9 protein-coding genes are annotated in these 11009 nt (G+C 74.6%); 4 read left to right on the top strand and 5 right to left on the bottom strand.

The features are described from left to right. Window positions 1-168: 168 nt before the first annotated feature. From ACIQPQ_RS09295 to aceA, 3 genes are all read right to left on the bottom strand, one after another. On the bottom strand, window positions 169-1038 hold the full coding sequence (locus ACIQPQ_RS09295) for a 3-hydroxybutyryl-CoA dehydrogenase (protein ID WP_401301811.1): 870 nt from the start codon (window positions 1036-1038) through the stop codon (window positions 169-171). Then, a complete protein-coding gene (gene aceB / locus ACIQPQ_RS09290) occupies window positions 1035-2636 on the bottom strand; it encodes a malate synthase A (RefSeq protein WP_401301808.1) in 1602 nt (533 codons plus the stop codon). Before aceB ends, ACIQPQ_RS09295 begins: the two co-directional genes overlap by 4 nt. A 176-nt stretch (window positions 2637-2812) precedes the next feature. Next, window positions 2813-4096 (bottom strand): isocitrate lyase, encoded by a 1284-nt coding sequence (gene aceA, locus ACIQPQ_RS09285; RefSeq protein ID WP_401301806.1) that lies wholly within the window; start codon window positions 4094-4096, stop codon window positions 2813-2815. 437 nt (window positions 4097-4533) lie between these two features. On the opposite strand from aceA, the gene ACIQPQ_RS09280 reads away from it, so the two are divergent. Then, window positions 4534-5940 (top strand): short-chain fatty acyl-CoA regulator family protein, encoded by a 1407-nt coding sequence (locus ACIQPQ_RS09280; RefSeq protein WP_401301803.1) that lies wholly within the window; start codon window positions 4534-4536, stop codon window positions 5938-5940. A 114-nt stretch (window positions 5941-6054) separates the two neighbouring features. Here ACIQPQ_RS09280 and ACIQPQ_RS09275 read toward each other — a convergent pair whose 3' ends face one another. Next, entirely contained in the window at window positions 6055-6966 is a 912-nt protein-coding gene (locus ACIQPQ_RS09275; protein WP_401301800.1) for a LysR family transcriptional regulator, read from the bottom strand. Window positions 6967-7105: 139 nt separating this feature from the next. Between ACIQPQ_RS09275 and ACIQPQ_RS09270 the strand changes: the two genes are divergently transcribed. After that, window positions 7106-7942 carry a PhzF family phenazine biosynthesis protein gene (locus tag ACIQPQ_RS09270; protein ID WP_401301797.1) on the top strand — a complete coding sequence of 279 codons (837 nt, stop codon included), beginning with the start codon at window positions 7106-7108 and terminating at the stop codon, window positions 7940-7942. On the opposite strand, the gene ACIQPQ_RS09265 is transcribed toward ACIQPQ_RS09270, so the two are convergent. After that, complete coding sequence (locus ACIQPQ_RS09265) at window positions 7914-8579, bottom strand: TetR family transcriptional regulator (RefSeq protein WP_401301795.1); 666 nt, start codon at window positions 8577-8579, stop codon at window positions 7914-7916. The two genes, ACIQPQ_RS09270 and ACIQPQ_RS09265, sit on opposite strands and share 29 nt — an antisense overlap. A 98-nt stretch (window positions 8580-8677) precedes the next feature. On the opposite strand from ACIQPQ_RS09265, the gene ACIQPQ_RS09260 reads away from it, so the two are divergent. Together ACIQPQ_RS09260 and ACIQPQ_RS09255 are read left to right on the top strand one after the other, a co-directional pair. Next, window positions 8678-10228: an MFS transporter gene (locus tag ACIQPQ_RS09260; RefSeq protein WP_401301792.1), complete on the top strand. Its 1551-nt coding sequence runs from the start codon at window positions 8678-8680 to the stop codon at window positions 10226-10228. 134 nt (window positions 10229-10362) lie between these two features. After that, the gene (locus ACIQPQ_RS09255) at window positions 10363-11001 is read left to right on the top strand and encodes a hypothetical protein (RefSeq protein ID WP_401301789.1); all 639 of its coding nucleotides are present in this window, start codon (window positions 10363-10365) and stop codon (window positions 10999-11001) included. The last annotated feature ends 8 nt before the right edge of the window (window positions 11002-11009 follow it).

The raw sequence follows: 11009 nt of genomic DNA, 5'->3' as shown, positions 1-11009 counted from the left end.
GGGCCCGGGGGGGCGGGGGGGGCCGCCGGGCCCCGGGGGGGGGGGGGGGGCGCGGGGGGGGGGGGGGGGGGGGGGGGGGCCCCCCCCCCCCCCCCCCCCGCCCGTCCCGTTCCCCTCCAGGGAACCGCCCGCGACCCGGACCCCTCAGTCCCGGTCGCGGGCCCGACCTCAGTCCCGGTCGTACACGTGGAACCCGCGCCCCGACTTCCGGCCGAGCAGCCCCGCCTCCACCATCCGGCGCAGCAGCGGCGGAGGGGCGTGGAGCGGTTCGCGGAACTCGTCGTAGAGGGAGTCCGCGATCGCCGCGACGGTGTCCAGGCCGATCAGGTCCGCGAGCCGCAGCGGACCCATGGGATGCGCGCAGCCGCGCTCCATGCCCGCGTCGATGTCCGCGGCGGTCGCGAAGCCGGACTCGGCCATCCGGACCGCCGACAGCAGGTAGGGGATCAGCAGCGCGTTGACGACGAACCCGGCGCGGTCCCGGGCGTGGATCACGGTCTTGCCGAGCGTCCCCGCCGCGAAGTCCGCTGCGGCGGCGACGGTGTCGGCGGAGGTGTGCAGGGAGGACACCACCTCCACCAGCGGCAGCACCGGGACCGGGTTGAAGAAGTGCAGGCCCACCACCCGGTCGGCGCGGCCGGTGGCCCGGCCGAGCCGCATCACGGGCAGCGACGAGGTGTTGGTGGCGAGGACGGCCCCGGGGTCCGCCACGATCTTGTCGAGGGCGGCGAACATCTCCGTCTTGGCGTCCGCGTTCTCCACCACCGCCTCGACGACCAGCTGCCGGTCGGCCAGGTCCTCCAGGCTCCCGGTGAACACCAGCCGGTCGAGGGCGGCCCGCGCGTCGGCCTCCGCCAGCCTCCCGCGGCCCACCGCCCGCTCCAGCGACCCCGCCACCCGGTCCCGGGCGGCTCGGGCGGCCATCGCGTCCACCTCGCACACCACGGTGTCCAGGCCGGCCCGCGCGCACACCTCGGCGATGCCCGCGCCCATCTGCCCGCCGCCGACCACGCCGACGCGCCGGATCGTGCCGCTCATGACCGCTCCTCCGCGTGCCGCACCAGGTGGCGGCCGTAGGCGTCCGGGGTGAAGAACTGCGGCAACTCGCCGCACAGCGCGGTGCGTTCGAAGAGCGACCGGATGTCGTCGAGGGGCGCCCATGGGTACTCCGCGCCCAGCGCGGCCACTTCCGCGTCGAGGACGGTGAGCACGGTCTCGCGGTCGACCACGCGGTGCCGCAGCCACTGCCAGATCTGCACGCGGGCGATCTCCGCCGTGGCCGCGTCCTCCATGAGGCCGTCGAGGGCGACCGCGCCCTGCCCGCGCAGCCAGGCGGCGTAGTACCGCAGTGCGACGGAGATGTTGGTGCGCACCCCCTCCGGGGTGGGCGGGCCGCTGATGCGCCGCACCGACAGCAGGTCCGCGGGGGTCACCTCGACGTCGTCCCGGCTCCGGTCGAGCTGGTGCGGCCGGTCGCCGAGGACCTGGTCGAAGACCTCCCGGCACACCGGGACCAGGCCGGGGTGGGCGACCCACGAGCCGTCGAATCCGTCCTCCGCCTCCCGCTCCTTGTCCAGCCGGACCTTCGCCAGCGCCGCCGCGTGCGCGGCCGGGTCCTTCGTCGGGACCTGTGCGGCCATGCCGCCGATCGCGTGGGCGCCGCGCCGGTGGCAGGTGCGGACGAGGAGTTCGGTGTAGGCCCGCAGGAACGGCGCGGTCATGGTGACCTTCGCCCGGTCGGGGAGGAGGAAGTCGGTGCGGTGCCCGAAGGTCTTGATGACGCTGAACAGGTAGTCCCAGCGTCCCGCGTTCAACCCCGCGCTGTGCTCACGGAGTTCGTACAGGATCTCCTCCATCTCGAACGCGGCGGTGATCGTCTCGATGAGGACGGTCGCCCGGACCGTGCCGCGCGGGATGCCCAGCAGCTCCTGCGCGCGCAGGAAGATGTCGTTCCAGAGCCGTGCCTCGTACCGGTTCTCCAGCTTCGGCAGGTAGAAGTACGGTCCCGACCCCGCGTCGATCTGCCGCCGCGCGCAGTGGAAGAAGTACAGGCCGAAGTCGACCAGCGCCGCCGGGACCGGCCCGCCCTCGAACTCCAGGTGCTCCTCGTCCAGATGCCAGCCGCGCGGCCGGACCATGACGGTGGGCCGCCGGTCACGGGCCACGGGCCGGTAGCGCCGCCCCTCGGGAGTGGTGAAGTCGAGCCGGTCCTCGATCGCGTCGAGCAGCGCGAGCTGCCCGCCGACGATGTTCTCCCAGGTCGGCGCGGTGGCGTCCTCGAAGTCCGCCATCCACACCCGGGCCCCGGAGTTGAGCGCGTTGACCGTCATCCGCCGGTCGGGCGGCCCGGTGATCTCCACCCGCCGGTCGGTGAGACCCGGCGCGGGGGGCGCGACCCGCCAGGCCGGGTCGGCGCGGACGGCGGCGGTCACCATCGGGAAGCGCAGCGGGGAGCCCCCGGCCAGGCGCAGGGCCTGCCGCCGGCGCTCCTTGAGCAGCTCCCGGCGGCGCTCGCCGAACTCCGCGGCGAGCAGGCCGACGAACTCCAGCGCGGCGGGGGTGAGGATCTCGTCGTGACGGTCACCGGGCGCCGCGAGGACGCGCGCACGGTGGGACAGGGCGACAGTGGTCGGCATCGGGTTCTCCTGCGGGGACGACGGACGGGGACGGAGGAGGGGGGACGGGGGCGGGGAAGGACGTGGGAAGGCGCGGAGGCGGTGCGGCGGGGCGGGCGGCGCGTGCGGGCGCCGTCGGAAGAACGACCGGGGGTGGGGCGTGCCACCCGTCCCACCCCCGGCCGGGCGGGTGCGGCCTAGTGGAACTGCTCCTCCTCGGTCGATCCGCTGAGCGCGGTCGTGGAGGAGGCGGGGTTGACGGCGGTGGAGACCAGGTCGAAGTAGCCGGTGCCGACCTCGCGCTGGTGCTTCACGGCGGTGAAACCGTGTTCCTGGGCGGCGAACTCCCGCTCCTGGAGGTCGACGTAGGCGGTCATGCCGTGCTCGGCGTAGCCGCGCGCCAGGTCGAACATGCCGTGGTTGAGGGAGTGGAACCCGGCGAGGGTGATGAACTGGAACTTGTAGCCCATCGCGCCGAGTTCGCGCTGGAACTTGGCGATCTGGTCGTCGTCCAGCGCCGCCTTCCAGTTGAACGACGGCGAGCAGTTGTACGCCAGCATCTGGTCCGGGTACCGCGCGTGGATCGCCTCGGCGAACTCGCGGGCCTGCGCCAGGTCCGGCGTGCCGGTCTCCACCCAGAGCAGGTCCGCGTACGGGGCGTAGGCGAGACCGCGCGCGATGACCGGCGCCATGCCGCCCCGGACCCGGTAGAAGCCCTCCGCGGTGCGCTCGCCGGTGACGAACTCGGCGTCGCGCTCGTCGACGTCACTGGTGAGCAGGTTCGCGGCGAGCGCGTCCGTACGGGCGATGATCACCGTCGGCACGTCGGCGATGTCGGCCGCGAGCCGCGCCGCGTTGAGGGTGCGCACGTGCTGCGCCGTCGGCACCAGCACCTTGCCGCCGAGGTGGCCGCACTTCTTCTCCGAGGCGAGCTGGTCCTCGTAGTGGATGCCGGCCGCGCCCGCCGCGATCATCGCCTTGGTCAGTTCGAAGGCGTTCAGCGGCCCGCCGAACCCGGCCTCCGCGTCCGCGACGATCGGCGCCAGCCAGTCCGTGGTGTCCGTGCCGCCCTCGGCGGTGGCGATCTGGTCGGCGCGCAGCAGCGCGTTGTTGATCCGACGGACCACCTGGGGAACGGAGTTGGCCGGGTACAGGCTCTGGTCGGGGTAGGTGTGGCCCGCCTGGTTGGCGTCGGCGGCGACCTGCCAGCCGGACAGGTAGATCGCCTGGAGGCCCGCCTTGACCTGCTGGACCGCCTGACCGCCGGTCAGCGCGCCGAGGGCGTGCACGTAGTCGAGGTCGTGCAGCTGCCGCCACAGCCGCTCGGCGCCGCGCCGGGCGAGGGTGTGCTCCTCACGGACGCTGCCGGAGAGCCGGACCACGTCCTCGGCACCGTAGGTGCGCTCGATCCCCCGCCACCGGGCGTCGTCCGCCCAGCGTCGCTCCAGCTCCGCGGCCGTCGTCGTCTTCGCCTCTGCCATGACCTTCACCGTCTCCGTCGATTGCGCGGTCTGCCAACACCACCGCCCACGCGGCAGCTGCTGGCACTCTGTGTCGTCTACTGGGATGCGGCCCGCCGGACCCCGGAGGGGCGGAGCTGAGCAGTGCTGCCCGGAAGCCCGGTGCGGACGGCCGGGATCTCCGACGTCAGGGCGTGAATCGTGCCCGGTTCCGCACCGTGGCCGCCGGACGTCCGGCGGGCCGTACGAGAACCATGGCAGTGGCACTGAGTGCCATCAAGGGGGGTCGGATGCCAAGTTCTGCGAATCTTCCCGGCTGCCTTTGCCAAGGTTGCGAAGGGTGCGCGGCGGCTCGATTCCCGTACGCTGACCGGCGGGCGGCACCGCCGTCGACCGGCACGCGGCCCCACCGGGCACGAACGCCCGGCCCCCACCCCCCCGACCCGGTGAGGAGCACGGTGAGCAAGACGTACGCGGGCGCGCGGCTGCGGCGGCTGCGCGAGGAACGGCGGCTGAGCCAGGCCGAACTCGCGCGCGTCCTCGCCATCTCGCCCAGCTACCTCAACCAGATGGAGCACGACTCCCGCCCGCTCACCGTCCCCGTGCTGCTGCGCCTCACCGAGGCCTACGGCATCGACCCCGGCTTCTTCTCCGAGCGCGACACCACCCGCCTCCTGGCCGACCTGCGCGAGGCCCTCGCGGGCGAGATCACCGAGAACCGGGTCTCCCCGGCCGACCTCACCGACCTCGCCCACCGGATGCCCGCCGTCGCCCAGGTCCTCCTCGACCTCGGCCGCCGCAACCAGGTGCTCTCCGAACGCCTCGCCGGGACCGCCGAGGGCCGCGACGCCGAACAGGCCGCGCCCCGTTCACCGCACGAGGAGATCCGCGACTTCTTCTACCGGCGGCAGAACTACCTCCACGACACCGACCTCGCCGCCGAACACCTCGCCGCCCGGATCGGCATCCGGCCCGGTGACGTCCTGCGCGTCCTCACCGCGCGCCTCACCGACGCCCACGGCGTCCGGCTCGCCGCCGCGACCGGCGACCACCTCCACCACTACGACGAACCGACCCGCACCCTCCACCTCTCGCCCCGGCTCCGCCCCGGCCAGCGCGCCTTCCGCATGGCCACCCAGCTCGCCCTTCTCGAACACGGCGACCTCCTCGACCAGGAGGCCGGGACGGACTTCCCGCCCGGCTCCCCGGCCCGCGCCCTCGCCCGCATCGGCATCGCCAACTACTTTGCCGCCGCGCTGATCCTGCCGTACGCCGACTTCCACGCGGGCGCGGAGGAGGCCCGCTACGACATCGAACGGCTCACCGACCGCCACGGCCTCGGCTACGAGACCGTCTGCCACCGCCTCAGCACCCTGCAACGCCCCCGGCTGCGCGGCGTCCCGTTCTCCTTCGTCCGCGTCGACCGGGCCGGGAACATGTCCAAGCGGCAGTCCGCGACCGGCTTCCACTTCTCCAAGGCGGGCGGCACCTGCCCCCTGTGGAACGTGTACGAGGCGTTCGCCGCGCCGGGCCGCATCCACGTCCAGGTCGCCGAGATGCCCGACGGGCAGCGCTTCCTGTGGACCGCGCGCGCCCTCACCCGGCACCGGGGCGGCTGGGGCGAACCCGGCAAGACCTTCGCGATCGGCCTCGGCTGCGAACTCCGCCACGCCCACCGGCTGGTCTACTCCGACGGCCTCGACCTGACCGGGGCCTCCGCCGCCACGCCGATCGGCATGGGCTGCCGCCTCTGCGAACGCCTCTCCTGCCCGCAGCGCGCCCTGCCCCCGCTCGGCCGCCCCCTCCGCATCGACCAGCACAGCACCACCTTCGTGCCGTACCCGGTCGCCGACCCGACCCCCTGAACCCGACCCCCTGAACCCTGACATCCCGTCAGGCCGCCCTCACCCACCGCCGGAAGCCGCGCCCAGGTCACCCAAGTCACCCAGGTCACCCTGGTCCTCCTGGCCCCCGGCCGCTCAGCCCGCGACCGTCCAGCCATCGGCCGCGGCCCGCCGCAGCCGGTCCCGCACGGTCCGCGCGGCGGGCGCGGTCCGCAGCCCCCGCAGCCACAGCATCCGCACCGCCACGGCCGGGAACGCGCCCGGCGCGCCCACCACGCGCAGCCGCCCCGCGTCCAGCGCGCCCCGCACCCCGACCTCCGGCAGCAGCGACAGCCCGAGCCCCGCCTCCACGCACGACCGCACCGCCTCCACGCTGCCGAAACGGGTCACCCGCGGACGGCCCGGCCCGGCCGCGAGCCGCCGCGCGAAGGCGTCGCTGTAGGAGCAGCCCTCCTCCAGCAGGAAGTACGTCTCCCCGCCCAGCCGCTCCGCCGTCACCTCCCCCTCGGCGAGCCCGGCGAGCGGATGCCCCGGCGCCGCCACCAGCGCCAGCGGCTCATGGCCCACGACCTCCGTCTCCACGTACGGCTCCGCCACCTCCTCCTCCAGCAGCAGGGCGAAGTCGATCCGGCCGGACCGCAGATGCCGGGCCGCCTCCGCCGGGGTGACCACGGGCCGCATGTGGATCTCCACGGCGGGCAGGCCCCGGCCGAGCGCCGCCACGGCCAGCGGCAGCCGGTACGCGCACAGCGACTCGCTCGCCCCCAGCGTGACCCGCCCCTGGAGGGGTGCGGCGGCCCGCGCCTCGTGCCGCAGCTCCTCCTCGGCGTCCAGCACCAGCCGCGCCCGCTCCAGCAGCCGCCCGCCCGCGTCGGTCAGGACGGTCCCCGACGGCAGCCGGTCGAAGAGCCGCACCCCCAGCTCCTTCTCCAGCGCCCTGATCTGCACCGTCACCGTCGACTGCGCCAGGTGCAGGTCCGCGGCGGCGGCCGTGAAGGTCCCGGTGCGGGCCAGCGCCGCGAACGTCCTCAGCAGACGTGTCTCCATGGTCGGCCCTCTCCCGCTCGCTCCCCGGCCCGCCACCGTCCCCGGCGACCGGCACCCATCGGCGCCCATCGACAAAAGCGATGGGATACGCACACATTCATCATTGGACGTCATAGCACGAGGTGAGGATGCTGGGCGCATGGACATCCTGCGCTACGGAGCCTTCACCGACCGGCCCGACGGCGGCAACCCCGCCGGAGTCGTCCTCGACGCCCGCGGCCTCGACGACGCCGCGATGCTGCGCGTCGCCGCCGACGTCGGCTACTCCGAGACCGCCTTCGCCACCGCTGACGGCCTCCCCGCCGGCACCCACCGGCTGCGCTACTTCAGCCCCCGCGCCGAGGTCGACTTCTGCGGCCACGCCACGGTCGCCACCGCCGTCGCCCTCGCCGAACGCTCCGCCCCCGGCCGCCTGACGTTCCTCACCAACGCCGGACAGGTCGACATCGCGACGGCGGCCGACGCGGGCGCCGTCACCGCCACCTTCACCACCGTCCCCGCCTCCTCGACCCCCGCCGCCCCCGACGACGTCGACGCCGCGCTGCGCGCGCTGCACTGGTCCGCCACCGACCTCGACCCCGGCTTCCCGCCGCACGTCGCCTACGCCGGGGCCCACCACCTCGTCCTGGCCGCCGCCACCCGCGAGCGGCTCGCCGACCTCGCCTACGACGTCGACGCCCTCGGCGCGCTCTGCCACGCCCGCGGCTGGACCACCGTCCACCTCTTCCACCGCGCGAGCGACACCCTCTTCCACGCCCGTGACCCGTTCCCGGTCGGCGGGGTCGTCGAGGACCCGGCGACCGGCGCCGCGGGCGCCGCCTTCGGCGCCTACCTGCGCGGCCTCGGCAAGGTCGCGGCGGGAACCCCGTTCACCGTGCGCCAGGGCGAGGACATGGGACGGCCCAGCGTCCTCACGGTCACCCCGCTCGCCGACGGCCGGGTCTCCGTCACCGGACGGGCGGTGCCCCTGGACTGAACGGTCCCCCCGGACCGGCCGGGACGCCCGGCCGGTCCGCCAGCGCGGCCCGCAGCACCGGCACGTGCCGCCGCAGAATTTCATCAGGACTCATCGACGCGAGAGGTTCCACCTCCAGCAGATAGCGGGTCCAGATCAGCCCGAAGAGATGCGCGACGAACGCCCCGGCCCGCTGGTGCGCCCGGCCGCCGCCCAGCCGCCGCGCCAGCGGCTCCACCAACTCCCGCTCCATCATCTGCTTCAGCAGCGCGGAACCACCCGGATCGGACGCGGAGCGCAGCATCACCGCGCGCAGCGGCTTCACCACCCGGTCGTCCTCCCACAGTTCGAGGACCCGGCCGAGGACCCGCTGCGGCAGGGTCAGCAGATCGCCCTCCAGCATCCGACTCAGCTCCTCGGCCGGATTCGCCTCCAGCGCCAGCGCCGCCCCGAACAGGCCCTTCTTCGAACCGAAGAAGTAGCTGATCAGCGCCACGTCCACGCCCGCCTCCCCGGCGAGGGACCGCAACGTCACCGCGTCGTACCCCTCGGCGGGAAACCTGCGGCGGGCCACGGCGAGGATCTGGGCGCGGGTGTCGGCATCCCCGCCGCGCCGCCCGCGCCGCGGCCCCGGCCCGCCGTCCCGCGGTTTATTCATCACGGTGGAAATTGTGCCAGCGGGAGGCGGAACGTGGAGGGGTCACCTCGTCTCCCGTTGCCGGTCGCATCCCGTCCGCCTCCGATCCGGAGTCCCGCATGAACGCCGTCCTCACCTCACCGAACACCCCGGGCGCCGCCCGGCCGGTCCGCCACGGCGCGGTCCTGGCCGTCACCTGCCTCGCCCTGGCCACGGTCGTGGCCGCCATGGCCTCCCTCAACGTCGCCCTGCCGGACATCGCCCGCGAGACCCACGCCAGCCAGACCCAGCTCTCCTGGATCATCGACGCCTACAGCCTGGTCTTCGCCTCCCTGCTGCTCCTCGCGGGCACCCTGGGCGACCGCTTCGGCCGCCGCCGCGCCCTGCTGGGCGGCCTCGCCGTGTTCGGCGCCGGTTCCCTCGCCGCGACCTTCACCACCGAGCCCACCACCCTGATCGCCCTGCGCGCCGTGCTCGGCCTCGCCGCCGCGTTCGTCATGCCCGCCACCCTGTCCACGATCACGACGACGTTCCCCCGCGCACAGCGGACCCGCGCGGTCAGCGTCTGGGCGGCCGTCGCCGGAGCCAGCGCCGTCCTCGGCCTGCTCGCCTCCGGCATCGTGCTGGAGGCCTGGTCGTGGCGGTCGGTGTTCTGGCTCAACGTGGTCCTGGCCGCCGTGGCGTTCATCGGCACCCTCGTCGTCGTACCGGAGTCCGCGCAGCCCGGGAAGCAGCGCCTCGACCTCGTCGGCGCCCTCCTCACCGTCGCGGGCCTCGGCATCCTCGTCTACTCCGTCATCGAGGCGCCCGACCACGGCTGGGCCGCCGCCCGCACCCTGGGCGGCATCGCCACCGGGCTCGTCGTCCTCGTCGGCTTCGTCGCCTGGGAACTGCGCCACCCGCACCCGCTGCTCGACCCGCGCCTGTTCCGGCAGCCGCACCTCGCGGCCGGCTCCCTCTCGGTCACGCTCCAGTTCTTCGGCTTCTTCGGCTTCGTCTTCGTGATCATGCAGTACCTCCAGCTGGTCCGCGGCGACAGCGCCTTGGTCGCGGCGCTGAGCGTGCTGCCCATGGCGGCGGTCATGATCCCCTGCTCCCGGATCTCGCCCCACCTGACCACCCGCTTCGGCCGCCGCGGACCGTGGACCGTGGGCCTGCTCGCCGTCGCCGCCGGACTCGTCGTCCTGTCCCGGCTCGACGCGGACAGCAGCTACTGGCTCCTGGTCGCGGGCCTCCTGCCGCTCGGCGGCGGCATGGGCCTGGCCATGACCCCGGCCACCTCCTCCATCACCGACACCCTGCCGCCCGCCCAGCAGAACGTCGGCTCCGCCGTCAACGACCTCTCCCGCGAACTCGGCGGCGCCCTCGGCATCGCGGTCCTCGGCAGCGTGCTGGACGCCGTCTACCGCAGCAACCTCGACCTGACCGGCGTCCCCGCCCCCGTCGCCGACGTCGCCCGGTCCTCCCTCGCCGCCGCCACCGCCGTCGGCAGCCCGAGCCTCGTCGAACGCGCCCGCGACGCCTTCGCCGACGGCATGCACCTCGCGCTGCTCACCGGAGCGGGCGCGGCCGTCCTCGCCGCCCTCGCCGTCGTCCTCCTGCTGCGCCGCGACCACGAGCCCCCGGTCCACGCCGACCACCCCGCCGACGAGCCCGTCAAGGCCGGGTGACACCGCTCGGCCCCTCCCGAGTGGCCCGCCGATCGCGGCCCCACCACCATCGGAGGGGGACGGCCGCCTCCCGCCCGGAGGCGGCCGTCCGGCACGCGAGGAGCCGTCGACAGAGAGGCGCAGGGACCGTACCCATGGAGACACACCGGACGCGTACGACACCCCGGCGGACCACAGGCCGCCGTCCCGCGGCGCGGGCCGCCGCCCTGCTGCTCGCCCCCGTCCTCGGCCTCACGGCGCTCACCGCGTGCGGCTCGGACGGCGACGGCGACTCGGGCACCACCGCCAGCACCCGCCCCTCGGCGCCCGACACCGCCTCCTTCACCGGCGAGGCGCCGTCCGCTCTGGAGTCCCTCGCGGAGTCCGCGTCCGCCGCCGCGTCGTCGGTCGCCGCCTCCGTGTCGGCCCGCGCCTCGGAGTTCGAGGCGTCCGTCTCCGCCGAGACGGAACGCGCCAACGCCGCCGCGCAGAAGGAGTTGGCGAAGGTCGGAGGGCGGGGCAACGCGACCGCGGACGTCTCCCTCACCGGCAAGCCCCGCTCCCAGACCGGCGGCCTGCTCGCCGTCGTCGTCAACATCACCAACCGGACCGACGCCACCGCCTCGTACGCCGTGCAGGTCGACTTCCGCGACCCCGACGGCAAGGTGGCCGAGACACGGTACGTGGGCGCCGAGGACCTGGCCCCCGGCGCCCGCGCCCAGCCCCTCGCCATCAGCCGGAAGCCGCTCGAACCCCAGCTGACGGCGGAGATCGCCAAGGCACAGCGCTACTGAGCCGAGTT

Source organism: Streptomyces sp. NPDC091281, assembly GCF_044757425.1.
Lineage (GTDB): Bacteria > Actinomycetota > Actinomycetes > Streptomycetales > Streptomycetaceae > Streptomyces.
The sequence above is the reverse complement of the archived record's forward strand: the minus strand, read 5'-3'. Positions and strand labels throughout refer to the sequence as shown.